Origin of the sequence: Thiobacillus sp. (genome assembly GCA_024235835.1) — a bacterium.
Lineage (GTDB): Bacteria > Pseudomonadota > Gammaproteobacteria > Burkholderiales > Thiobacillaceae > PFJX01.
In genome coordinates this window covers 241249-266612 of sequence record JACKLQ010000001.1, presented here as the reverse complement: position 1 = coordinate 266612, position 25364 = coordinate 241249, and the positions used below count along the sequence as shown (strand labels likewise).

The following is a 25364-nucleotide window of genomic DNA, read 5'->3' as shown; positions in this document are numbered from 1 at the left end:
AGCCCATCGATCCGCTTGTCGCGGGATGTCTTACTCCTTGCCGGAATGCCAGATGGCGATGAGGATCCACACGCTGTTGAAGAATGCCACGATGAACCCAAGCAGGCCGAAAAGGGGAAGGCCGAACAGTTCCGGCCCTCCCTCCACAGTCATGATGATGCTGGAGCCCACCACCAGGGAGGCGGTGAGGATGCCCATGGTGAGACGGTTGGCGGCCCGGTTGAGCTGCACGCCGAAGTGGTCCAGGCGCTTCAGGTCCAGATCCACGCGGAAGTGGCCTCGCCGGGCCTGGCGGAACAGGCGGGCCACGTCCCGGGGCAGGCCGAACACCACTTCGGCCATCTCCTTCATGCCGCGGCGGGCCCGGTTGGCCAGGGCCTGGGGTGAATAGCGGGCCTCCATGACCTGCTTCACGAAGGGGGTCAGGTGGTCCACCAGATGGAAATCGGGATCCAGCTGATGGCCAAAACCTTCCAGGGTGATCATGGCCTTGAACAGCAGGGTCAGGTCCGGCGGCAGGGAGAGGTTGTTGTCACGCATGACGGCAGTGATCTCCGACAGGAGAAGGCTGATATGAATGTCCTTCAGACTCAGGTCGTCGTAGCCGAACACCAGTTCCGACACATCGTAGGCCAGGCGCTCCTCGTCCACGTCCACATCCCCCGCCCACTGCATGAGGACGTTGAGCATGCCCTGCTCGTTCTTCTGCACCAGGGCGTCGAGAAAGTCGATGAGCTGTTCGCGACGGCTGTCCGTGACCCGCCCCACCATGCCGAAATCCAGCAGCCCGATGCGGTTGCCCGCCAGGAAGACCACGTTGCCCGGATGGGGGTCCGCGTGGAAGTAACCGTCCACCAGGATCATCTTCAGGACCGCGTCGGCACCCCGGGCCGCCAGCACCTGGAGGTCCATGCCTTCCAGGCGGGCTCTGACCAGGTCAGTGGCCTGCACGCCGATCAGTTCCTCCTGAACGTTGACCGTTTCGCAGCAGTAATCCCAGAACACCTTGGGGATATGCACGCCGGCCGCCACGCCTTCAGTACCGGAAAAGTTGCGGCCGAAGGCATCCAGGTTGCGGGCTTCCTTCACCAGGTCCAGCTCCCGCAACAGCGAGCGTTTCAACTGGCCGACGATCTGCAAGGGGTGGTAGCGGCGCACCTCGGGCATTTCCAGTTCCATCAACCGCGCCAGATGGGCCAGGATGCGCAGGTCCGCCTCGATCTTGGCCAGTATGTCGGGGCGGCGGACTTTGACTACCACGGGAGTGCCATCCTTCAGGACGGCGCGGTAAACCTGGGCAATGGACGCGGCGGCGAAGGGCTCGATTTCGAAGTTGTCGAAGAGATCTTCCAGGGGCCGGCCCCAGGCGTGCTCCAGCACGGGACGAATCTCAGCGAAGGGCGCGGGAGGCACCTGATTGTGCAGACGCTCGAATTCCTGGATCCATGCGGGTGGAAACACGTCCACCCGGGTGGCCAGTATCTGGCCCAGCTTGACGAAAGTAGGCCCCAGCTCGGTAAGGGCCAGGCGGATCCGAACAGGCAGCTCCAGTTGGGACACTTCGTGGGCGGGACGCCAGTGGAGCATGCGCCCCGCCCGCTCCAGCAGGTTGGCGATGCCCAGCATGCGCACCACATCCCCCCAGCCGTAGCGAATGAGGACGGAGGCGATCTCGTGCAGGCGCGGAAAATCTCGCACCACTGAAAGGGTTTCACGCAACATGTATGGTGATTCGTGTCTTTGTGAAGTGGACTGTAATGGGTCGATGCCTGGTCGAAGCTTACTTGGGTTTGTCCAGGCCGTCCGCCAACCCGCGCAGGATGCCCGAGGCCACGGACTTGAGCCGGTCCCTGCCTTCCCGGGCCTGCTCCTTCAGCTCGCTGCCCGCGCCATGGGCGGCTCCGGCCAGCCGGTTGGCCAGCAGGTCCAGCACCCCCTGGACCTGACTGCCCGTGTCCGTGCCGTTCAGCTTCAGGTGGTCATAAAGACCCGAGAGGGCTTCCTTGACAAACCCCTGCCCCCTGTCGGCGCTGTCCTTCAGGGTGCCGAGCAAGTCTTCCTCCAGGCCCTTGAGCTCATCCACCGTGGACTTCATGTCGGTATCGGTGAACTGGCGACCCTGTTCCCAGGCTTCTTCCAGGGCCATCTGCAGGGCATAGACCGAACGGCCCACAGCCTCGTCCAGCCCCTGCACGGCCTCCCTGGCGGCGGCTGCGGCCTGGCTGCCGCGCTGGGGCATGCCTGCCCCCACCCCTGCGAAGGCCTGGCTGATGACGTCGCGGATCTCGGCCTTGTCCCAGGTGCGCTCGGACAAGGCCCGCATCACCATGGCCCTGACCCGTTCCCGCAGGTCCTGGTCCCTGGCCATGGCAACACTGATGATTTCACCTATTTGTTCCTTGTTTTCCATGGACATGGTGAATCTCCTTAAAGTTGATTATCAAAATCTACATTTTCATAGTAGACAAGCCCCCTGCCCAGATGGCTAAATGCCGTAAAATTTTTCGACAAAAGCCTCGATGCGAAGTCCACACGCCCTCGTCATCCTGATCAGCCTACTGATGATGGCATGCATGCCGGTCCGGGCAGAGGAATCCTCCCCCGGCAGTGTCAGTGAAGCCATGAAGCAGACAACCCAGCCCCTGCTCAAGGCCCTGAGCATGATCGGTACACCTTACAGGTTCGGCGGCGCCAAGCCAGAAAAGGGCATGGATTGCAGCGGCTTCGTGCGCCATGTCTACAAGGAATCCAACGAACTGACCCTGCCTCGCACCGCCCGGGACATGAGCAGGGAAGGCGAGGAAGTGGCGGAATCAGACCTGCGCCCCGGGGACCTGGTGTTCTTCAACACCCTGCGCAAACCCTTTTCCCACGTGGGTATCTATGCCGGCAACGGCGAGTTCGTCCACGCCAGCAGCCGCAGCACCAAGCAGGTGACGGTATCCCGCATGTCTGACAAATACTGGTCCACCCGTTTCAACGGGGCCCGGCGTGTCCTGCCGTCGCCTTAGCCTGCTGTACCTGTTCCTGGCGTACACAGGCCTGGCCCAGGCCGCCACGGAAGAAGACCTGTTTTTCAAAAGCATTGCCGACGTGAACGAGGGGGAACTCAAGTTCCTCACCACGCCCACGGAAAAGCCCGTGCACCACCACCAGAACCGCATCACCATCGATGACGCCAGCCTGGAAACCGGGTGGATACACCTGGAACAATGCCATAGCAACCTGGATGCGGTGCCCACTACCCAGGTCATATATCGAGAGGAATCCATACGGGGACTGGAAGTCCTCCGGGCCGAGAACATCGGCCGCGCCTGGGTCGAGGGCCCGTCAATACAGTTGGAGAACGTGTCACCCAACGCCCTGCTGTGCATCAAGGCGGATACCCGGGCTCTGTCTTCCCAGGAAGGCAACAGTTTTTTCCTGCGCAACGGCCCTTATCACCGGCGCTTCCTGGATGGCTACTACCCCATGCGTGTGAGCCTGTCAGTCCACCTGACCACGCCCCGTCTGCGCTTCGCAGCCATCACCCCCGCCCCCCAGCCCGGCCTCCAGGTCACGCCCACTGCCACGGGGGTGGAAATCGACGCCCTCTTTGAAGGCCGCCTGCGCACCGAGATTCGCTTCGACCTCGCCCCACCCTGAAGACACTTTCATATCTTTTGATCCCCTTAGGTTATTGATAGCTATTCTCGATTATGGGATAGTGCAACTGTCCTGTCGTAGAAAGCCGTGATGAGCTCCACCCTGCCACCTCTGGTGGCCAACCTGCTTGGCCAGTTCCCGGGGGCTACCCTGGTTGAAACCCATATCTCATGGGTGTTACTGGCAGGTGAATTTGCCTTCAAGCTGAAAAAACCCCTGGACCTGGGGTTTCTGGATTTCAGCACACTGGAAAAGCGCCAACGCTGCTGCAACGACGAAATCCGGCTCAACAGTCGTCTGGCCCCGGCCATCTATCTGGAAGCCATACCCATCACCGGCAGTGTTGCGAGGCCGGCAATAGGAGGCAGCGGTCCCGTGCTGGAATGGGCAGTGAAGATGCGGGCCTTTCCCCAGAACGCCACCCTGGACCTGGAGGAACGGGTCACGCCAGAGCAAATAGACGCCATCGCCGACCGCATCGCCGCTTTCCACCAGACCATTGCCCAGGCCCCGACGAATAGCCACCACGGTCGCCCCGACCAGATCCGGGAGCCCATCCGCCAGAACTTCCTCCAGCTCCGTACCCTGCTCCCCTCCGAGAAGCTCCTGGACCTGCTGGCACCCCTGGAAATCTGGGCCCGGACCGAGGGAAACCGCCTGGAAGCCCACTTCCAGGCACGCAAGGCCCAGGGCTTCATACGCGAATGCCACGGCGACCTGCACCTGGGCAACATCGCCTGGGTGAACCAGGCGCCGCTCATCTTCGACGGCATCGAATTCAACCCCGACCTGCGCTTCATCGACGTCATCAGCGAAATGGCCTTCCTGGTCATGGACCTGCAGCATCGCGGCGAACCCGGCCTGGCCTGGAGGGTGCTAAACCGCTACCTGGAACACACCGGGGACTACGAAGGCCTGGCCGCCCTGCCCTACTACATGGTGTACCGCGCCCTGGTGCGGGCCAAGGTGGCGGCCATTCGGACCCGCCAGGCGGGTGGCGACCTTGGCGAATGCCTGGTCTACCTGGCACTGGCCGCCCGCCTCGTCGAGCGCCCAAGCCCATCGCTGATCCTCATGCACGGCGTCTCCGGCAGCGGCAAGACCCTGCTGTCCCAGCAACTGCTGGAGGGCCTGGGAGCCGTGCGCCTTCGCTCCGACGTGGAGCGCAAGCGTCTGTTCGGGCTCAAGCCCCTGGAAGACAGCCTTGGCATCCCCGGGGGAATCTACACGCAGGAGGCTGGCGAGCGCACCCGGAATCGGCTACTGGACCTGGCCCGGGGCCTTCTGGAGGAAGAATTCAGCGTCATCGTCGACGCCACGTTCCTGGCACGGGACTGGCGCCAGCCCTTCCAGGCAATGGCCGCCGAATTGGGCGTATCCCGGCTCTTCGTATCGCCCCAGACTCCCCTGGAGGTACTTCGGCAGCGGGTCCGCCAGCGCAAGATCCAGGGGCTGGATGCCTCCGAGGCGGACACGGCGGTGCTGGAGGCCCAATGGGCAGGCCAGGAACCCCTGGAGCCTGAAGAACTGCAACATACCTTGGCGCCGGAAGCCGACTGGGACATGGACACACTCGTGGAACGGGCCCGGTCTCTATTAACATCCCCTGATATACCTGTTGCCACACCATGACCGGCCCTTCATCCCTCAGCCGTTACCCCGTAGGCCGCTGCGGCACCATCGTCCAGATCGACGCGGACAGTGATCTGGCCGCCCGCATGACTGCCCTGGGACTGTCCCCCGGACGGCGGGTACGCGTCATCCGCCGTTCACCCTTCCATGGCCCCATCCAGGTGCGCACGGGCCAGACCGACCTGATCATCCGCCGTACCGAGGCCGACCACATCCAGGTCTGTCCATATGAGCCCGCCCCGGACAGCACCGGCACCCCCCCGTCATCCCCTCCCAACGTGAACGCGACGACTCGCTGAGAGGACTCCCGGAAAACCAGCATGGCCAAGAAACGCATCGCCCTCGTGGGCATGCCCAACACGGGCAAGTCCACCCTCTTCAACCGCCTCACCGGCGCGGGTGCCCATGTGGGCAACTGGCCCGGTCTCACCGTGGAACTGTTGTCGGCCCGGTTGCTGCTGGGGGACAGCATGGTGGAACTGGTGGACCTGCCCGGCCTGCACAACCTCCACGGCTTCTCCGAGGACGAGCGCGTGGCACGTCATTTCATCGAAACCCAGGAGGTGAACGGCCTGCTGGTGGTACTCAATGCCCTGCAGCTGGACCGGCAGTTGAGCCTGGTGCTCCAGCTCCGGGAACTGGGCTTACCCCTTTACCTCGCCCTGAACATGTCGGACGAGGCCGTTTCAAGAGGCGTGCGGATCGACGTACCCCTCCTGGAAAAACGACTCGGCATGCCAGTTTGCATGGTGAGCGCCAAGCACGGCCAGGGCATGCCCCCCCTTCGGGAGGGCCTGACCCAATGGCTGAGGGAACACCCGGAACCCATGGCCCCCCGCAGCGCTGCCCTGGCCAGGGACGACGCCATCGAACAGGATCTGGACAGCCTGTTGCGCAAGGCCGTGCACATCCCCACGGACCTGCCCGCCAGCCTCACCGACCGCCTGGACAGGGCCCTGCTCCACCCCTGGCTGGGCCTGCCCCTGTTCCTGCTGCTGGTGCTGGGGGTATTCCAGGTGGTCTACGGGCTGGGCACGCCCCTGCAGGATGGCCTGGGCTGGCTGCTGGACTCTGTCAAGGTCCGCTGGCTGGAACCCCTGGCTGCCGTCCTGCCTGCCTGGGCGTCCAGCTTCCTGCTGGAGGGGCTGTACGACGGCATCGGCACCGTGCTCACCTTCCTGCCCATCATCGTGGTGTTCTTCCTGGCCATGGCTGTGGTGGAGGACAGTGGCTACCTGGCCCGGGCGGCCTTCCTTACCGATGCCCTCATGGCGCGCATGGGACTGGATGGCCGGGCCTTCGTGCTGCAGCTCATGGGCTTCGGATGCAATGTGCCCGCCATGATGGGCACCCGGGTCATCCGCAGCCGGCCCCAGCGCATCCTCACCATGATGATGATCCCCTTCTCCCTGTGCTCGGCCCGTCTGCAGGTGTTCCTGTTCTTCACCACCGCCGTGTTCAGCCCCTGGGCCGCCCCCTGGGCCCTGTTCAGCCTTTACGTGCTGAGTTTCCTCATCGCCTTCCTCACGGCCTTCCTGTTCCAGGGGCGACTGCACCGCCAGCATGATCCCCTGATCATGGAACTCCCCCCCTACCGCCTGCCCACGCTGCGCTACCTTTTCCGCCAGTCCTTCCGGGAATCCGGCCAGTTTCTTCGCCAGGCAGGAGGTTTCATCGTCCTGGGCGTGGCCCTTGTCTGGTTCCTCACCCACATCCCGCTGGATGCAGTCCCCGCCAGCCCGGACACCCTGGCGGGCCACCTGGCCAGCTGGATGGAGCCGGTATTCTCCCCCCTGGGCATCGATCGCCTGCTGTCCGTGGCCCTGCTGTTCGGCTTCGTGGCCAAGGAAGTGGTCATCGGCTCCCTGGCGGTGATCTATGGCGCGGGGCCGGACCAGTTGGCAGGCGTCATCGCCCAGCGCATGGACTGGGTCCAGGCCTACAGCTTCATGCTTTTCACCCTGGTCTATACCCCCTGCCTGTCCGCCCTGGCCACCCTGCGGAGGGAAGCGGGCGGCAGCCGCTACATGTGGGTCTCCGTGGGCTGGTCCCTGTCCACCGCCTGGATCCTCAGTTTCTGCTTCTACCAGTCCGCCCGAGCCCTGGGATACTGAACGCCGGATAGACTCTTTGTCCCATACGCCGCAGCCTGAAGCGCGGGGTAACATGGCCCCGCTCACCCAAACCCGACGTCATGTTCACGCGCAACGCCCTCCTCGCCCGCCGCCTGATCTTCACGGTCGGATCCGGCTTCGCCCTGGCCCTGATTCTCATCGGCGCCCTAACGGCCCTGGGCCTGCGACAGCTTGGAGAAAGCAACGTCCGCCTGGAAGCCATCGTCAACGAGAACAGCGTCAAGTCCCGCATGGCCAGCCAGATGCGGGGCCTGCTGCGAGACCGCGCCATCTCCATGCTCTCCATCGTGGTCACCAACGATCCCTTCGAAAAAGACCAGGAGATGCTGCGTTTCTATCAATCCGGGTCCGTTTACCAGAAGGTGCGCCTGGAGCTGGACACGCTCATCCACCGTGACGAGGAAAGAAAGGTGCTGGTCGAGATCGACCGGCTCACCGCCCTCAACCGGCCAGTGATGGTGCGCACCGTGGATCTTGCCCTGGAGGGCTACACCTTCCTGGCCTTCGAGGTGCTGCAGCAGGAGGCCATCCCCTTGCAGCGGGACCTGGTCATGCAGCTGGACAAACTGATCAAGATCCAGCAGGACATGACCCAGCAGGCGGTGGAGGAAGCCCAGGGCAATTTTTTGCGCACCCGCTCCCTCATGCTGGCCCTGGGCATCCTGGCCGTGCTGGTGGCCGCCATCGTGGCCTGGGCCGTGGTGCGTCGTACCGCCCGCCTGGCGGCCGCCACGGAACGGGAAGGCACCAAGTTCCAGACCCTGTTCGAGACCAACACCGACGGCATCGTCATCCTGGATGACAAGGGTTTCATCGACTGCAACAAGGCCACCCTGGACATGTTCCACATGGGCTCCAAGGAGGAGTTCCTCGCCTGCAGGCCCGGTGAACTGGGCCGGAACGTCCAGGCTTGCGGCACCACTGCCGAGCTGCTGGCCAGCAGCAACATCCAGCTGGCCATCCGCCAGGGCCACGCCTTTTTCGACTGGATCGCACGCCGGCCGGACGGCACCACCTTCCCTTCCCATGTGGGACTTCACGCCATGACCCTGGACGGCCGCAGGGTCATCCAGGCCATCATGCGGGACATATCCGCCCAGAGGGAGACGGAGGACACCCTGAAGCGGGCCCGGGACGCAGCCCTGAGCGCCACCGAGATGAAATCCCAGTTCGTGGCCAACGTGAGCCACGAGATTCGCACCCCCATGAACGGCATCATGGGCATGACCCAGCTGCTGATGACCACACCTCTCACGGCCAGGCAGAAGGACTACGTGGAGACCGTGGCCCGCTCCGCCGATGCCCTCATGGGTGTCATCAACGACCTGCTGGATTTCTCCAAGATCGAGGCGGGACGGCTCACCCTGGAGGAAATCGATTTCGACCTGGGCGCCCAGTTGCGGGACATCCTGGACCTTTACATACCCCGGGCAGACGCCAAGCAGCTTGCCCTGCGCCTGGAGCGGGGCCAAGGCCTGCCGGCCTGGGTGCGGGGCGACCCCCTTCGCATCCGCCAGATCCTCCTCAACCTGCTGGACAACGCCATCAAGTTCACCCAGCAGGGCGAGGTGCGGCTGGTGGTGGAAACGCCGGAGGGCATGCCGGGCCACCTTCGCTTCTCCGTACGGGATACCGGGCCCGGCATGACATCGGAAGTCCAGGACCGCGTATTCCAGGCCTTCGCCCAAGGTGACGGATCCGTCACCCGCAGGTTCGGCGGCACCGGTCTGGGCCTTACCATCTGCCGCCAGCTGGCGGAACTCATGGGCGGCAGCCTCACCCTGGAAAGCACGCCCGGCCTGGGCAGCGCCTTCCACCTCACCCTGCCGCTGCCCAAGGCCCGGCCGGGCAGGCAGGCGCCCGCCGAGGAAGCGCCGGGCCTGAGCTTCCCTGGCGTTCGCGTCCTCGTGGCCGAGGACAACCCCGTGAACCAGAAGCTGGCCGGCTACATGCTGGAAAACCTGGGGGTGGAAGTGCTGATGGCCGAGGATGGCAAGGTGGCCTACGAAACGCTCAAGCGGGAACAGGACGCCACCCGCCCGGTGGACCTGGTGCTGATGGACTTCCAGATGCCGGAATGGGACGGCCTCACGGCCACCCGGGCCATCCGCGCCCGGGAGCACGACCGGGGACTGCCCCGCCTGCCCGTGCTGGCCCTGACCGCCAATGCCATGGCCGGATTCGAGCGCACCTGCCTGGAGGCCGGCATGGACGGGGTGCTGATCAAACCCCTGAAGGAAGAGGAACTGGCCGCCGCACTGGACCAATGGCTGCCCGGTCGCGTCAAGGTTTTCAAACCCTCCCGGGGCCCGGCCGTGGTGCCCACCCCAGGGCCCGTGACACGCCTGTTCAAGGCGGACAAGATCCGCAAGCTTTGTCACGATGGCCCGGCGCGCATCGAGGAAATGCTTAGTCTCTTCATCGACAGCACCGAGCCCCTGCTGGAAAAACTGAGCCTTGCCATCCATGCGGAGGACGCCCACCAGGCCGCGCGCCAGGCCCACCAGATCAAGGGTGCCGCCGCCTACCTGGGGGCCGAGGAAATGACCCGCCACGCCGCCGCCACCGAGCAGCGGGCCAAGGCAGGGGATTGTCCTGGCTGCACCGATGCCATGGAAGAACTGGAGACCGCTTTCATCGCCCTGCGCCTGGAGATCGAAGACGAAATAAAAAGGGGCCGTGGCGGTTAGAATGCCTTTTTCGTTGAATCCGCGATTCCCATGCTCGACATCCAGTTGCTGCGCAAAGACCTTCCCGCCGTCGCCCAACGTCTCGCCACCCGTGGTGTCACCCTGGACACGGCCCGCATCGAAGCCCTGGAGGCCGAGCGCAAGACCATCCAGACCCGGACCCAGGACCTCCAGGCCAGGCGCAACCAGCTCTCCAAGCAGATCGGCGCGGCCAAGGGCCGGGGCGAGGACACTACCGCCCTGATGGACGAGGTCAACGGCCTGGGGGACGAGCTCAAGGCCTCGGAAGATCGCCTGGCCGGCATTCAGGAGGAACTCTCCGCCCTGCTCATGGACGTGCCCAACCTGCCCCACGAAAGCGTGCCCGTGGGCAACAGCGAAGCCGACAACGAGGCCGTGCGCGTGGTTGGCGAGCCCCGTTACTTCCCCCTGCCCGCCCGGGACCACGTGGCCATCGGCGAGGACCTGGACCTGCTGGACTTTCCCACTGCGGTAAAGATCGCCAGCAGCCGCTTCGTGCTCATGCGCGGTGACCTGGCCCGTCTGCACCGGGCCCTGGTGCAGTACATGCTGGACACCCACACCCAGGAGCACGGCTACGAGGAGGTCTACGTACCCTACCTGGTGAACGCCGACTCCCTGCGGGGCACCGGCCAGCTGCCCAAGTTCGAGGAAGACCTGTTCAAGCTGTCCAATGGCATGTACCTCATCCCCACCGCCGAGGTGCCCGTCACCAATATCGTGCGGGACGAGATCATCCCGGCGGAAAACCTGCCCATCCGCCTGGTGGCCCACACTCCCTGCTTTCGTTCCGAGGCCGGTTCCTACGGCAAGGACACCCGGGGCATGGTGCGCCAGCACCAGTTCGACAAGGTGGAACTGGTGCAGATGGTACGGCCGGAGGACTCCTATGCCGCCCTGGAGGAGCTCACCGGCCACGCCGAGGCCATCCTCAAGGGCCTGAACCTGCCCTACCGCGTCGTGGCCCTCTGTACCGGCGACCTGGGTTTTTCCAGCTCCAAGACCTATGACCTGGAAGTGTGGCTGCCGGGCCAGAACACCTACCGGGAAATCTCCTCCTGCTCCAACTTCGAGGCCTTCCAGGCCCGCCGCATGCAGGCCCGCTTCCGCCCCGAGAAGGACGGCAAGGCAGGCAAGCCGGAACTTATCCACACCCTAAACGGCTCCGGCCTGGCGGTGGGGCGCTGCCTGGTGGCGGTGCTGGAAAATTATCAGCGTGAGGATGGGGGCGTGGACATCCCCCCCGTGCTGCAACGCTACATGGGTGGCAAGACGCGGATTGATTCCGCACGGTAGGGCTATGGAAGCGCTGATTAATTCCGTCATCGCGAGGAGCGAAGCGACGTGGCGATCCAGGAGCCTTTGTTTGAATGGATTTCTGGATTGCCGCGCTTCGCTCGCAATGACCGCTTCGATTTGTTCAGCGCTTTCCTAGGCGATTGCGGGTAATCGACGGTCAGAGGTTGGTTCAGGGTGGTTGGCCGGGCGCCCCGGCCAACCAACCTTCCCAACGTAATCACCCTCCCAATTACGCGAAATTCAGCCTTTCACCGGTAACGCCGCCAAAAACCCCTCCAAGTCCGCCGGCAGCTGCGCCTCCAGCACCAGAGGCGCCTTCGTCAGGGGATGCAGCATTTCCAGGCGCGCCGCATGCAGAAACATGCGTTTGAGCCCCTGGTGGCGAATCTGCTTGTTCTGGGCCGGATCGCCGTATTTGTCATCACAGGCAATGGCATGCCCCAGGGCGGCCAGATGCACCCGGATCTGGTGGGTGCGCCCAGTCTTCAGTTCCGCCTCCAGCAGGCTGTACGCTTCAAAGCGCTGCACCAGACGGAACACGGTGTGGGCCCGCTGGCCTTCGTCGTCCACCGCCACCCGCCGCTCACCCTCCTCGTTCAGGTAGCGCTGCAGGGGTAGCTTCACGTGCCGCAAAGGATCCCGCCACAAACCCGTGGCCATGGCCAGGTAGCGCTTGTTGATCTCCCCCGCCCGCAGCATGCGGTGCAGCTCCACCAGGGCGGAACGCTTGAGGGCCAGGATCAGCACGCCGGAGGTTTCCTTGTCCAGACGATGGGCCAGCTCCAGAAAACGCGCATTGGGCAGTTCAAGTCGAAGTTGCTCGATCACCCCCAGGCTGATGCCGCTGCCGCCATGGACAGCCTGGCCGGAGGGCTTGTCGATGACAAGCAGGGCATCGTCCCGGTAGATGACCCTCTCCAGCAAGGGGTGGCTGAAAGTCCCCCCCATGACCGACGGGGCTTCACGCTCCGCCACCCGCACCGGTGGGATGCGCACCATGTCCCCTTCAGCCAGTTTGTATTCCGGCTTTGCACGCTTGCCGGACACCCGCACTTCCCCTTCCCGCAACATCCGGTAGATGCGGCTCTTGGGCACCCCCTTCAGGTGGCGGAAGAGAAAGTTGTCCAGACGCTGGCCGGCGGTTTCCGGGCCAATAAATTCTTTTGTTACAGTGACTTTGCCGTCTGCTTGCATTCGCTTATACTCGGCCAGCTCAAAATTGGTGCAAGAAGGGCGTTGAAGATCCTGCCCGCGCACCGAATTGGGTGCCGGTCGTCCCCGCTCACCGGCTGCTTCCCGGTTGCCCGCCCCGTGTTCCCAAGCGCGCCTTGATGAAAATCGGCGCCGCCACCAAGGTTCCCAAAGGCCTGCCGCCCTGAAGAAAAGCAGCGATGGTAACGCACAGTTTGCGCGACCCGAACTCCGGATTTGATGTCTGCCGGCCTGCCGGCAGAGTTAGAAAGATAAACCTACAACATGCACCAGTCGTTCAGCGACAAGAACAAACTAGCCGCCTGATCCCCTGCTCGCATCGATGCCGCCAATCACACGTGGCGGCGCGGGTTTATCCCCGGGGCGCGGGAAGCGCTGGGGTACAAGATGAAACGTATGTTGTTTAACGCGACGCAGGCGGAGGAACTCCGCGTCGCCATTGTCGATGGTCAGAAACTGATCGATCTCGACATCGAATCCGCCTCCAAGGAACAACGCAAGGGCAACATCTACAAGGCGGTCATCACCCGTGTAGAGCCCTCCCTCGAAGCCTGCTTCGTCAACTACGGCACCGACCGCCACGGATTTCTCCCGTTCAAGGAAATCGCCCGTTCCTCCATCGGCAACGGCGATGTGGGCCGGGGCAAGATCCAGGACTACCTGAAGGAAGGCATGGAACTCGTCGTCCAGGTGGAAAAGGACGAGCGGGGCAACAAGGGTGCGGCGCTGACCAACTTTGTGAGCCTGGCCGGCCGCTACCTGGTGCTCATGCCCAACAACCCCCGGGGAGGCGGCGTGTCCCGCCGCATAGAGGGCGAGGAGCGTAACGAGCTGCGTGACGCCCTGGCCCAGCTGGAAGTACCCGCCGGCATGAGCCTCATCGGCCGCACCGCCGGCATCGGCCGCAACGTGGAAGAACTGCAGTGGGACCTCAACTACCTGCTGCAGCTCTGGACCGCCATCGACGGCGCCGCCCAGGGCCAGAAAGGCCCCTTCCTCATCTACGCCGAATCCAGCCTGGTGATCCGCGCCATCCGCGACTACTTCACCCCGGACATCGGCGAGCTGCTCATCGACGAGCCCAACATCTGCGAGCAGGCCAAGCAGTTCATGGCCCACGTGATGCCGCCCAACGTCCACAAGGTGAAGCTCTACACCGACCCGGTACCCCTGTTCTCCCGCTTCCAGATCGAGCACCAGATCGAGAGCGCCTACTCCCGCACGGTCACCCTCCCCTCCGGCGGCGCCATCGTCATCGACCACACCGAGGCCCTGGTATCCATCGATGTGAACTCCGCCCAGGCCACCAAGGGCGGCGACATCGAGCAGACCGCCCTCAACACCAACCTGGAAGCCGCCGACGAAGTCGCTCGCCAGCTGCGTCTGCGGGACCTGGGTGGCTTGATCGTCATCGACTTCATCGACATGGAAAGCCAACGCAACCAGCGGGAGGTGGAAGACCGCCTGCGGGATGCCCTGCACCATGACCGTGCCCGGGTTCAGACCGGCAAGATCTCGCGCTTTGGACTGCTGGAGCTGTCCCGCCAACGCCTGCAGCCCTCCCTGGGCGAGACCAGCTACGTCACCTGCCCCCGCTGCTCCGGCACGGGCCACGTACGCAGCACCGAATCCTTCGCCCTGCACCTGTTGCGCATGCTGCAGGAAGAGGCCATGAAGGACGGCACCGGCGCGGTGCAGCTGCAGCTGCCCGTGGACGTGGCCACCTTCCTGCTCAACGAGAAGCGGCACGACATCCTGGCCATCGAGGCGCGCCACCGGGTTGAGGTCATGCTCATCCCCAACATGCACTTCGAGACCCCCCGCTACGTACTCAACCGCCTGCGCCACGAACAGCTCAACCTGGCCGAACCCCTGGCCCCCAGCTACAAGATGGTGGAAAAGCCCGCGGAAGAGGAAACCCTGGCCAAGGGAGCCCCCCCCAAGCCGGAACGGCTCCAGGCCGCCGTCCAGGGCATTACCCCGCCTCAACCCGCGCCCGCACCCACCCCGGCGGCACCCGCTGTCACCCCCGCAGCCGCCTCGGAATCCGGCAAGCCCGGCCTGTTCGGCCGCATCGTGGGCTGGCTGCGGGGCGTGAATCCGCCCCAGGTGGAAGCCGCCAAGCCGGTGGAAGAAACCCAGAAGCCGGAACCCCGCCGTGAGCGTGACTCCCGGCGCAGCCGCAGCGACCGCGGTGAACGCCGTGACCGGGGCCAGCGCAGCGACCGCAGCGAGCGCCAGGAAAAAGCCGACACCACCGAGCGCAGCAGCCGCGGTGAACGTCAGGAAAGCCGGGGCGAACGCCGCGACCGTTCCTCCGAACGTGGAGATCGTACGGAGCGTTCGGATCGCACAGACCGCTCCGAACGCCAGGAACGCCCGCGTCGGGAGCGTACCGAGCGTCCCCAGCCGACACCCGCAGCCGCCGCGCCGGAATCCACCGCCTTGCCCGGAGCCGATATCGTCGCGGAATCCGGCGGCGAGGAAAGGGATAGCCGTGGCCGCCGCAGCCGCCGCAGCCGTGGACGCCGTGGCGAGGACAGGAGCGAGACCTCTGCAGCTATCGAGTCTCAAACCGAGACCGTAGAGGTGGAGGCCCAGGGTCCCGCCGCCGCGCCCCAGGCCACCCAGGCCGAGCTGCCCATCACCGAGTCGACCCCCGAGGCAAGCCTGGGGGAACCCCCCCAGGCCGTCCCCACCCCCGTGCCAACCAAGGCCAAGCCGGTGGTGGCCGAGCCGGCCCAGCCCGTGATGGAACAGCCCAACCTGGAGGCCGTTGGACTCCAGTTGGTTGAAACCCAATCCGCCGAAGCCCCGGCCGCGCCTGCGGAGGAGGGAGCCGCGCCTTCCGAGTCCGCGCCCCGCCGTCGCCGTTCCCGTCGCCCCCGGGGTGCGGAGTCCGCGCCGGCCGAGCCCCTGGTCATGGTGGAAACCCATGGCGGCGAGGACACACCCCAGTCCGAGACACCCGCCGAGTGGGGACCGCCCTCCAACCCCCGCCGCCGGGCCCGCCCCAGGGCCGAGGAATCGGCTGCCGAACCCCTGGTGATGGTGGAAACCAAGCACACGGACCAGCCCCCGGCGGTATGAACCGTCCGGATGGAAAAACAAGAACCCGACCAAGGCCACGCCAATCACTGAACGTGAGGCTGACTTGACGGGATCCTAATAAAACGGCCCTACCTAAGCGAGGTAGGGCCGTTTTGCTTCTGCATCGAATTTCCCCTGGCGTCCAGAAGGCTGACACCCTTGCTTACAAGCAGGGTTAGATGGGTATGCTTTCGTAGGGCAACGCTCCTTTGGCACTACGGATAGCCTCAAATGCGTCGGCCACCTCTGCTACGGTCCTGGTCTCCAGGATGTCGTCGTAGCACAGCTTGAGCCTGGCCACGGCATCGGCCTGGAAGTACCAGTACAGGGCGGTCAGGGGCGAAAGCCACGGGGGCGACTGCATCGTCTTGTGGTTTACAGGCGTGCGCCCGTAGGCCCCTCGTATCGAAGCCGCCAAACTGGCAACCATGGTGCTCTGCCTGCCTTCGCCCAGGCGCCGGTTGATAAAGGCCTGCGCATCCAGGAATTCAGTGCCGGCCACCTCGCCTGGATGGAGAAGGCCTGCCCCGATGGCGGCATTCTGGCGCATCAAGTCCGCCATGCGATGCAGGGCCTGGGCATGGGATACCGTGCCTTCCGCGCCTTCCACGCCAAATGCCGTGGCTACGTAAACGCGCATTGGAGCGCCAGACAAGTGCGCTGCCATCACGGAGATGGTGTCCATGGACGGCGTGCCAAGATCTGTTTCATCCCCGCGAAATATTCCGTCCACCCCACCGTCCACGCATATCACCGCATGTATCCCTAACCTCTGCACAAGGTACCGGTAGCTGTCCCTGGTCGGGACTACCCCGTGACGCCCGAAACACCATACCGAGCGCTCCTGACCGCGGACCTTCCGATAGTAGTCAGCCAACAGTTGTTCGGGGAAATAGGCTTCCGTGGAGCTTGCGTCTGGGCCAACCTCCAGCAGGTGCTCGGAATGCCAGATGGCGCCCTGGACGGCGGATAGATTGGTAAACGAATAGTTAGCCAGATGGACGGAATGCCCCCTGCTTTCAAGCTCCAGGGCAATCGGCAGTCCACATACGAAATCGTAGCCACCGCCTGCACCGGTAACCAGCACTGAACACCGATCAGGTAATTGGAAGGGTACCAGGCTCATGGCATTCCCATTTTCGATAAGTCAACACGCCCAGTGAATGGCCTGGGCCCAGGCCGGCTTTCTCTTGCCCGGGCGACCTGCGTCAGGCTTGCCTCAGGGCGGCGATGAGCCCCTCCGACGCATCTTCCACCATGTCCAGCACGTGGTCGAAGCCCTGGCTGCCGCCGTAGTAGGGGTCCGGCACCTCCTGGCCCGTGAAGCGGCTGCTGAAGCTCAGGAACAGGCGCACCTTGTGCCGCAGCTCCTGGGGGCAGGCCCGCACCAGGGACTCGAAGTTGTCCTGGTCCATGGCCAGGATGAGGTCGAACTCGCTGAAATCCCGCATGCCGACCTGGCGGGCCCGCAGGGCGGAAAGGTCATAACCCCGCTTCCTTGCCGCCTCCTGGGCGCGCCGGTCCGGTGGCTTGCCCACGTGGTAGTCGTGGGTGCCGGCGGAGTCCAGATGCACCCGGTCCATCAGGCCCGCGGCTTCCAACTTGTCCCGCAGCACCCCCTCGGCGGTGGGGGACCGGCAGATATTTCCCATGCAGACCAGCAATACTGAGGATTTTTCCTGTTGATTCATGAGGTTGTAGCGGCCATTACGGCCAGGATGAAACACTGGGGCGGAAAGTGTAGCAGCCCCCTCCCTGGGGCCGGAAAACAGGGAATCACGATGCTCAAGGCAGGCGAAGGGTGAACAGGGCGCCTCCCTGGTTGCTCAGGCGCAACTCACCCACCCTGCCCCTGTTCTCGTGGGCCTCGGCCACCAGTTGGGCGAATTGCAGCCCCAGGCCGGTGCCGGTGGAGCGGTAGGGCTGGCGAGCGGCAAAGGCCTGGAGCACGTGCTCGGGATAGCCGTCCGAATCATCCAGAACGGAGATGTCCAGGCAGCCCTCTTCCATGGCCAGGTAAATGGATATCCGGCTCTTCGCGTAGCCCAGGGAATTGTGGACGGCATTGATCAAGGCCATCTCCACCAGGTTGCGGTCGAGGAACCAGATGGCCGGCACGTTTTCGGCTGCCCGCACCTCCACCTCCAGGCGGTCCCGTGCCAGGGAGGCGGCGGTGTCCCTCAGTTCGTCCGCCAGGTCCCGGGGCGAGTAGGCGTCCACCATGGGCACGATGGGCTGGTTCTGGGCCTTGTACACCAGCAGCGCCTGCTGCAGGCGGTCCACGACCCGCTGGCACAGCAGGCGGGCCTCGTCCACCGACTGGTCGTGGGCCGGCATGCCCGTGACGGGGATGCCGTCGATGGTCATGGCCAGCAGGCCCAGGTTGTTCTTGAGTTCGTGCATGAGGGCTGCGTAGAGGTCCTTGCTTTCGATGTTCATGGCTTATCTCCTGCGAATGCCATAGCGGGCTTCCACTTCCCGCATCTGGGCCCGCAGGGTGGCCAGGCGTCCATGGCCTGGCACCTGCTTGTCCGCGTCGGCCAGGAAAGCCCGGGCCTGCTCCATCAGTTCCTCTTCCATGCCTGACAACTCCATGTGCTTGAGCATGACCCAAACCGTGTTCATGAGGATGCGGGGGTTGTGGGGCGCCTCCCAGCAGGCCTCCCGCAGTTTTTCCATGGCCGTGGCGTAGTCGCCCTTGTGGGCCAGGATGACCGCCTCGTTGTTGAGCGCTCGCACGGTATTGGTGGCGTCCTTGAGCAATGCATCCCCTGCCTCGGCACGCCCTGCCTTCTCGAAGATGCCCTTGGCCTTGGCCAGCAGGGCGTCGCTGTCATGGGCGTTGCGGGCCACGTCGCGGATGATGTTGTCCGCCTGCTCGTGGCGCCCGGTGACCATGCAGGCCTCGGCGTAATCCAGCATGAAGCGCTCGTCCGTGCGGGCACCCTCCTGGTTCAGCCTGGCGGCCTCCTCCATGGCTTTTTCCGCTTCCGCCGCATTGCCCGTCTGGTTGTGCACGATGCCCCGCACGACGGCGCTGACGAACTGGCCTTCCGGGCTGGCCTGCAACATGGCTTTCCCCTTGCGCAGGGTTTCCAGGGCGCCGTTGGCGTCCCCCTGCTCCACCTGCACCCGGCACAGGTGGCCATAGTCCTGGGGGGACACGAAAACGGAATTACGACCCTTCTCGATAACGTTCATGAAGGCTGTCTTGGCCACCTCCAGGTCGCCATTGTCGAAGGACACCTCCCCCAGGCGTTGCTGGCGGCGCACCGTCTTGGCGGAAACCGACACGCCCTTTTCCAGGGCCTTCTGGGCGCCCGCCTTGTCTCCCTTCGAAAGGCGCACCTCGGACATGAGGTCATAGGCCGAAACAAGTTCTCCAGAAGCGTCCAGGACGTCCATCAGAAGAGACTCGGCCTCGTCGTTCTTCTTCAGGTTGTGCAGGGCCTTGGCCAGGCCCAGCCGTGCCCAGGGAATGGCCCGCATCTCGATGATCTGGCGGTAAAGGGCTTCCGCCTCCTCGAACCGGCCCGTGGCATTGAGCAATTCCCCCTTGAAGCGCAGGGCATCCACCACGTATTTGGGCTTGGCCTTGATGATCTCGTCGCAGCCCCTGATGGCATCCTCAAGCTCGTGTTCCTCGAAGTGCTGATAGACCTTGGCAAAGGTCAGCTTGCGCATGAGGATGTTGTCCAGGCGGTTGCGCATCATTTCCGCGCTGAAAGGCTTGATCAGGTAATCGTCCGGTGCCAGTTCCGCCGTGGCCACCACCTTCTCGTAGCCAGCCTCCGCCGTGACCATGACGAAAACGGTGGACAGGGAGATGAGGTTCCGGTGGCGGAGTTCTTCCAGCAGTTGCTGGCCATCCCTGCCTTCCCCCAGGTTGAAGTCACTCAGGATCAGGTCGTAGCGGTTGTTCTGGACCTTGAACAACACCTCGGCGGCATTGGTTGCCAGGTCGATCTTCGTGATGCCGAAATTGGACAGGGTCAGCTTGAGGGCACTGCGCATGCCCGGATAGTCGTCCACCACCAGGGCACGCAACTCGCCGTAATTGACCACCACGTCACGGCTTTTGGATGAAACCAGCGACACGCCTTGTCTCCTCCTCGGAACAAACCTCCCTGGCTCATTCCGTTAATATGTTCTGGCACAGGGCCGTTATCGGCCTCTTGCGGCCAAACTTAAGCCGCATCCTCGTCGTGGGCATCCACCCCGAAGAGTTGCTGCTTGAGGCCGTGCATGCGGTCCCTCAGTTCCGCCGCCTTCTCGAATTCCAGGTTGCGGGCGGCGTTGAGCATCTCCTTCTCCAGACGCTTGATCTCCTTGGCCAGGTCCTTCTCGCTCATGGCCTCGTACCTGGCCCGGGATTGGGCGGCTGTGAGTTCCTTCTGGGCCGCCTCGGCATCGTACACGCCGTCGATGATGTCCTTGATGCGCTTCGTCACCCCCTTGGGCGTGATGCCGTGCTCGGCGTTGAAGGCTACCTGCTTGCGCCGGCGACGCTCCGTCTCGTCCATGGCCTTGCGCATGGAGTCGGTGATTCGGTCGGCATAAAGGATGGCCGTGCCGTTGATGTGCCGGGCCGCCCGACCGATGGTCTGGATCAGGGAGCGTTCGGAGCGCAGGAAGCCTTCCTTGTCCGCATCCAGGATAGCCACCAGGGATACTTCAGGAATATCAAGGCCTTCCCGCAACAAGTTAATGCCAATAAGCACGTCAAACACCCCCAGGCGCAGGTCGCGGATGATCTCCACCCTCTCCACCGTGTCGATGTCCGAGTGCAGGTAGCGCACCTTGATGCCATGGTCCGCCAGGTATTCCGTGAGCTGCTCCGACATGCGCTTGGTCAGGGTGGTCACCATCACCCGCTCCCCCTTGGCCACCCGCAGGTTGATCTCGCTCATGAGGTCGTCCACCTGGGTGGTCACGGGGCGGATGGTGATCTCCGGGTCGATGAGGCCCGTGGGCCTCACCACCTGCTCCACCACCTGCTGCTGGTGGCTGGCTTCGTAAGAGCCCGGCGTGGCGGAAACGAAAACGCACTGGCGCATGATGCGTTCGAACTCGTCAAAGCGCAGGGGACGGTTATCCAGGGCGGAGGGCAGGCGGAAACCGTATGTCACCAGGTTCTCCTTGCGGGCCCGGTCGCCCTTGTACATGGCGCCGATCTGGGGCACCGTGACGTGGGACTCGTCGATGAACATCACCGCGTCCTCGGGCAGGTAGTCGATGAGGGTGGGAGGCGGATCCCCCGGCCGGCGCCCTGTCAGGTGGCGGGAGTAGTTCTCGATGCCCTTGCAGAAGCCCAGCTCCGCCATCATCTCCAGGTCGAAACGGGTGCGCTGCTCGATGCGCTGGGCCTCCACCAGCTTGCCGTTTTCCTGGAAGAACTTGAGCCGCTCGGCCAGCTCCACCTTGATGGCCTCCACCGCCCGCAGGGTGTTCTCCCGGGGGGTCACGTAATGGCTGGATGGAAACACCGTGAAGCGAGTGGCCTTGTGCATCACCTGGCCCGTAAGCGGGTCGAACAGGGCCAGGGACTCCACCTCGTCGTCGAACAGGCTCACCCGCACCGCCGTTTCCGCATGTTCCGCCGGGAAGATGTCGATCACGTCCCCCCGCACCCGAAACACCCCCCGCTTGAATTCCAGTTCGTTGCGCTGGTACTGCATCTCCGTCAGGCGGCGCAGCAGGTAGCGCTGCTCCATTTTGTCCCCCACGCGCATGTGCAGGACCATGTCGTGGTAGTCCGACGGATCGCCGATGCCGTAGATGGCCGACACCGTGGCGACGATGACGCAGTCCTTGCGCTCCAGCAGGGCTTTGGTGGCCGACAGCCGCATCTGTTCGATGTGCTCGTTGATACTGGAGTCCTTCTCGATGAACAAGTCCCGGGAGGGCACGTAGGCCTCGGGCTGGTAATAGTCGTAATAGGAGACGAAATACTCCACCGCGTTGTCCGGGAAGAACTCCCGGAATTCGGAGTAGAGCTGGGCCGCCAGGGTTTTGTTGTGGGCCATGACGAAGGCCGGCCGGCCCAGGCGGGCGATAACGTTGGCCATGGTGTAGGTCTTGCCCGATCCCGTCACCCCCAGCAGGGTCTGGCAGCGCATGCCCGCTTCCACCCCCTCCAACAGTTGCCGGATCGCCACGGGCTGATCTCCCGCCGGCTCGAAGGGCTGATGGAGTTGGAAAGGACTATTTGGGAAAGTTACGGCCACGTTAAAATCGCGCGAAAAAATTGATTGATCATACCCCGGCCCATCGCCCGCCCCCACCCACCCCACACCGTCGAAGGTCCCATCTTGGAACTGTCCCACCGCGTCCGCAGCATCAAGCCCTCCCCCACCCTGGCCGTCGCAGCCAAAGCCACCAAGATGAAGGCGGAAGGCAAGGACATCATCAACCTTGGCGTGGGCGAGCCTGACTTCGACACCCCCCAGCACATCAAGGATGCGGGCATCGGCGCCATCAACAAGGGCTTCACCAAGTACACCGCCGTGGGCGGCACCCCCAGCCTGAAAAAGGCCGTGTGCGACAAGTTCAAGCGGGACAACGGCCTGGACTACGCCCCCAACCAGGTCCTGGTCTCCTGCGGCGGCAAGCAAAGCTTCTACAACCTGGCCCAGGCCCTCATCAACCCGGGCGACGAGGTCATCATCCCCGCCCCCTACTGGGTCTCCTACCCGGACATGGTGCTGCTGGCGGAAGGCAGGCCCGTCATCGTCCAGGCCGGCATCGACCAGGACTTCAAGATCACCCCCGCCCAGCTTGAAAAGGCCATCACCCCCAGGACCCGGCTGCTGGTCATCAACAGCCCCTCCAACCCCAGCGGCGCCGTGTACAGCAAGCAGGAACTGGCCGCCCTGGGCGAGGTGCTGCGCCGCCATTCCCAGGTGCTGATCGCCAGCGACGACATGTACGAGCACATCCTCATGCAGGACGGCGAGTACACCAACATCGTCAACGCCTGCCCGGACCTCTACGACCGCACCCTGGTGCTCAACGGCGTCTCCAAGGCCTACGCCATGACCGGCTGGCGCATCGGCTACGCCGCCGGCCCCGCCGAGATCATCGCCGCCATGGACAACATCCAGTCCCAGAGCACCTCCAACCCCACCTCCATCTCCCAGGTGGCGGCAGAAGAAGCGCTCAACGGCGACCAGGGCTGCATCACCCCCATGCTCACCGCCTTCCGCGAGCGCCACCGCTACGTGGTGGACGCCCTCAACGCCATTCCCGGCGTGCACTGCGTGGACAGCGGCGGCGCCTTCTACGCCTTCCCCAACGTCAGCGCCGCCATCGGCAAGCTCCACGCCGAAGGCAAGCTGCCCGAAGCCACGGACCTGGCCCTGGCCAACCGCCTGCTGGAATTCGGCGTGGCCCTGGTGCCCGGCTCCGCCTTCGGCGCCGAAGGCTGCATCCGCATCTCCTTCGCCACCTCCATGGAAAACCTGAAACAGGCCGTGGAGCGCATCGCCGCCGCCCTGGCCTGATGCACGGGCCCGCGGATTAACAGTCCGCCGTCCCTCTTTTTTGGTTGACCGAAAAACGCGCCATCAGTAACATCGCGGTCTCTCAATTCCCCGATAGCTCAGTCGGTAGAGCGACGGACTGTTAATCCGCAGGTCCCTGGTTCGAGCCCAGGTCGGGGAGCCAAAAGAATCAATGGATTAGGTTAAAAACCTAGGCCATTTTCGCTAGAGCTGGCCAATTTCTGTCCAACTCTGCTCCCGACGGCATGTTCTGGCTGAACCGCGGGTCCGCTTTGCGGGTCTCTATATCCTGGCTCCATGACATAGGAGCCATCATGCGCATCAAAGGAACCCTCCCGTCAGCCCCCCTGGGCGCCGCGCCGAAGAAAATTGCCCAGACCCACCTAACCGGTGGCTATACGCCTGCCCCTACCCATCAGGAGCAGAGCATGACCACTACCGTAACTCAGCAAGCCCCCCAACCCATCAAGCGCAAGCGTACCCGGCGCAACGGCATCAGGAAGCACGGTGCTGGCTACCAGGCCCGTGTAAGCGTCAACAAGGTCACCGAAACACGGACGTTCCCCACGCGCAAGGAGGCCGAACTGTGGGCCCAACTCAAGCGCGGCGAACTGTTGACTGACGTAGGGGGCGGGTACCATGGGAAGGCCAACGCACATTGCACCGCGCCTGGCCATGAAATCCAGCAAGCCCGAACATAGGCACCCCCAAGCACAGGTGTTACGATGTAATACACCTTTTGCGGGAGACACCAATGTCCACCCTGACGATGCGCATCGACGAACGAATGGAAGCCGAACTTGCCAGCCTTGCCGAGGCCACGCACCGGACCAAGAGTGATCTGGCCCGGGAAATGCTGCGCAGGCAGATCGCCATCCGCAGGTTTCAGACCCTCAGGGCCAAGGCCGTGCCCTATGCCGAAGCCTCGGGCTACCTGACTGACGAGGACGTCTTCCGGGACGTTTCGTGAGGGTATTCCTCGACACCAATGTCCTGGCCAGCGCCCTCGCCACGCGGGGCCTGTGCGCGGACCTGTTCGAGTCCGTACTGGCTGAGCATGACCTACTGACCAGCACGGCCGTCCTGGTCGAGCTCCGACGCATTTTGGCGAGCAAGTTCCGCCTGCCCGCCGACCTGGTCGAAGCTTGCATCGCGCTGATCGAAGTCTCCGCCGAACCGATCACGGGTGCAGTCGAGCTTACCCGGCTTGTCGTGCCCGACCCCGACGATGCCCCCATCCTGGCCGCCGCCCTGGCAGTCAATGCAGGCTGCTTCGTCACAGGAGACAAGGCCCTTCTGGACCTCGGTGAGGTCGCAGGAATGCCTATCCAATCACCCCGGCAATTCTGGGAAAAACAACGCCTGGGCCGCTGAAACGACCTGCTCGGCGACCGGGCAGAAACCCACCCCCTACACTGACGCGCCATGGATCTGAACACGCTGCTGACTGACGAGGAACTGGAAGAGCTCGAGCAGTTCCTGATGTCCGACGACACTCCCGAGGAGTGCATGGACCTGGCCATGATGGACGGCTTCCTCACCGCCCTGCTCATCGCCCCCAACACAGCCATGCCCAGCCAGTGGCTGCCGGTGCTCTGGGGCGAGACGGAGGAGGACGAGATGATCTGGGACTCCACCGAGCAGATGCAGCGCATCCTCAACCTGGTCATGCGCCACTACAACGAACGCGCCCTGGACCTGCAGGAAGGCGTGGACGAATACGAGCCCTTGATCTACGAGCGCGAGCACGAAGGCAAGACCATCCCCATCATCGACGAGTGGTGCATGGGCTTCATGCGCGGCGTGCGCATGGACCTTGAAGGCTGGTCAGAACTCATCGACTCGGATCAGGCTCTCGAACTCCTGGCCCCCATGTTCCTTTACGGCACCGAGGAAGGCTGGCAAAAACTCGAGGAACACCCGGAAGAGGCTGACAAGAACCACGATGCCCTGGCCCAGTCCATCGGCCCCTGTGTCATCGGCATCCGGGACTACTGGCTGCCACACCGAAAGGCCGCCTCGACCTTCCGGCGGGAATCAGAGAAGGTGGGCAGGAACGATCCGTGCCCCTGCGGGAGCGGGAAGAAGTACAAGAAGTGTTGCGGGAGTAGCGGGAAGCTGCACTAACGCCGATCTCG

The 25364-nt window shown here is 63.9% G+C and carries 21 protein-coding genes and 1 tRNA gene; 14 read left to right on the top strand and 8 right to left on the bottom strand.

Translation table 11 applies throughout. From position 1 onward, the window contains the following. Positions 1–30: 30 nt before the first annotated feature. A complete protein-coding gene (locus H6935_01340; protein MCP5276988.1) occupies positions 31–1722 on the bottom strand; it encodes a phosphotransferase in 1692 nt (563 codons plus the stop codon). Between the two features lie 58 nt (positions 1723–1780). Then, positions 1781–2416, bottom strand: coding sequence for a hypothetical protein (locus H6935_01335; protein ID MCP5276987.1), 636 nt, complete (start codon positions 2414–2416; stop codon positions 1781–1783). Positions 2417–2519: 103 nt separating this feature from the next. Here H6935_01335 and H6935_01330 point away from each other — a divergent pair, with 103 nt between their 5' ends. From H6935_01330 to serS, 7 genes are all read left to right on the top strand, one after another. After that, positions 2520–3011: a C40 family peptidase gene (locus tag H6935_01330; protein MCP5276986.1), complete on the top strand. Its 492-nt coding sequence runs from the start codon at positions 2520–2522 to the stop codon at positions 3009–3011. A gap of 4 nt (positions 3012–3015) precedes the next feature. Next, positions 3016–3645 carry a hypothetical protein gene (locus H6935_01325; protein MCP5276985.1) on the top strand — a complete coding sequence of 210 codons (630 nt, stop codon included), beginning with the start codon at positions 3016–3018 and terminating at the stop codon, positions 3643–3645. 90 nt (positions 3646–3735) lie between these two features. Then, entirely contained in the window at positions 3736–5277 is a 1542-nt protein-coding gene (locus H6935_01320; GenBank protein ID MCP5276984.1) for an AAA family ATPase, read from the top strand. Then, positions 5274–5576, top strand: a complete 303-nt coding sequence (locus H6935_01315) for a ferrous iron transport protein A (protein MCP5276983.1) — start codon at positions 5274–5276, stop codon at positions 5574–5576. Before H6935_01320 ends, H6935_01315 begins: the two co-directional genes overlap by 4 nt. A gap of 21 nt (positions 5577–5597) precedes the next feature. Next, complete coding sequence (gene feoB, locus H6935_01310) at positions 5598–7391, top strand: ferrous iron transport protein B (protein ID MCP5276982.1); 1794 nt, start codon at positions 5598–5600, stop codon at positions 7389–7391. A gap of 80 nt (positions 7392–7471) precedes the next feature. After that, positions 7472–10102: a response regulator gene (locus H6935_01305; GenBank protein ID MCP5276981.1), complete on the top strand. Its 2631-nt coding sequence runs from the start codon at positions 7472–7474 to the stop codon at positions 10100–10102. Between the two features lie 30 nt (positions 10103–10132). Continuing rightward, on the top strand, positions 10133–11419 hold the full coding sequence (gene serS / locus H6935_01300) for a serine--tRNA ligase (protein MCP5276980.1): 1287 nt from the start codon (positions 10133–10135) through the stop codon (positions 11417–11419). Between the two features lie 243 nt (positions 11420–11662). Here serS and H6935_01295 read toward each other — a convergent pair whose 3' ends face one another. Beyond that, entirely contained in the window at positions 11663–12616 is a 954-nt protein-coding gene (locus tag H6935_01295; protein ID MCP5276979.1) for an RluA family pseudouridine synthase, read from the bottom strand. Between the two features lie 405 nt (positions 12617–13021). On the opposite strand from H6935_01295, the gene H6935_01290 reads away from it, so the two are divergent. After that, positions 13022–15724: an Rne/Rng family ribonuclease gene (locus tag H6935_01290; protein MCP5276978.1), complete on the top strand. Its 2703-nt coding sequence runs from the start codon at positions 13022–13024 to the stop codon at positions 15722–15724. Between the two features lie 175 nt (positions 15725–15899). On the opposite strand, the gene H6935_01285 is transcribed toward H6935_01290, so the two are convergent. The 5 genes from H6935_01285 to uvrB all read right to left on the bottom strand — a co-directional run bounded on the left by H6935_01285 (position 15900) and on the right by uvrB (position 21951). After that, complete coding sequence (locus H6935_01285) at positions 15900–16850, bottom strand: DUF1152 domain-containing protein (GenBank protein MCP5276977.1); 951 nt, start codon at positions 16848–16850, stop codon at positions 15900–15902. 82 nt (positions 16851–16932) lie between these two features. Further along, positions 16933–17415: a low molecular weight phosphotyrosine protein phosphatase gene (locus tag H6935_01280; protein ID MCP5276976.1), complete on the bottom strand. Its 483-nt coding sequence runs from the start codon at positions 17413–17415 to the stop codon at positions 16933–16935. A 94-nt stretch (positions 17416–17509) separates the two neighbouring features. Further along, positions 17510–18163, bottom strand: a complete 654-nt coding sequence (locus tag H6935_01275; protein MCP5276975.1) for a sensor histidine kinase — start codon at positions 18161–18163, stop codon at positions 17510–17512. Between the two features lie 3 nt (positions 18164–18166). Further along, positions 18167–19822 (bottom strand): response regulator, encoded by a 1656-nt coding sequence (locus tag H6935_01270; protein MCP5276974.1) that lies wholly within the window; start codon positions 19820–19822, stop codon positions 18167–18169. Between the two features lie 89 nt (positions 19823–19911). Then, the gene (uvrB, locus tag H6935_01265) at positions 19912–21951 is read right to left on the bottom strand and encodes an excinuclease ABC subunit UvrB (protein MCP5276973.1); all 2040 of its coding nucleotides are present in this window, start codon (positions 21949–21951) and stop codon (positions 19912–19914) included. Between the two features lie 84 nt (positions 21952–22035). On the opposite strand from uvrB, the gene H6935_01260 reads away from it, so the two are divergent. From H6935_01260 to H6935_01235, 6 genes are all read left to right on the top strand, one after another. Next, positions 22036–23226, top strand: a complete 1191-nt coding sequence (locus tag H6935_01260) for a pyridoxal phosphate-dependent aminotransferase (protein MCP5276972.1) — start codon at positions 22036–22038, stop codon at positions 23224–23226. A gap of 87 nt (positions 23227–23313) precedes the next feature. Next, positions 23314–23389, top strand: a tRNA-Asn gene (locus tag H6935_01255). 151 nt (positions 23390–23540) lie between these two features. Continuing rightward, a complete protein-coding gene (locus H6935_01250) occupies positions 23541–23927 on the top strand; it encodes a hypothetical protein (GenBank protein ID MCP5276971.1) in 387 nt (128 codons plus the stop codon). A gap of 53 nt (positions 23928–23980) precedes the next feature. Continuing rightward, the gene (locus H6935_01245) at positions 23981–24196 is read left to right on the top strand and encodes a ribbon-helix-helix protein, CopG family (protein ID MCP5276970.1); all 216 of its coding nucleotides are present in this window, start codon (positions 23981–23983) and stop codon (positions 24194–24196) included. Further along, positions 24193–24600 carry a putative toxin-antitoxin system toxin component, PIN family gene (locus H6935_01240; protein MCP5276969.1) on the top strand — a complete coding sequence of 136 codons (408 nt, stop codon included), beginning with the start codon at positions 24193–24195 and terminating at the stop codon, positions 24598–24600. Before H6935_01245 ends, H6935_01240 begins: the two co-directional genes overlap by 4 nt. A gap of 51 nt (positions 24601–24651) precedes the next feature. Then, positions 24652–25353: a UPF0149 family protein gene (locus tag H6935_01235; protein ID MCP5276968.1), complete on the top strand. Its 702-nt coding sequence runs from the start codon at positions 24652–24654 to the stop codon at positions 25351–25353. Positions 25354–25364: the final 11 nt, after the last annotated feature.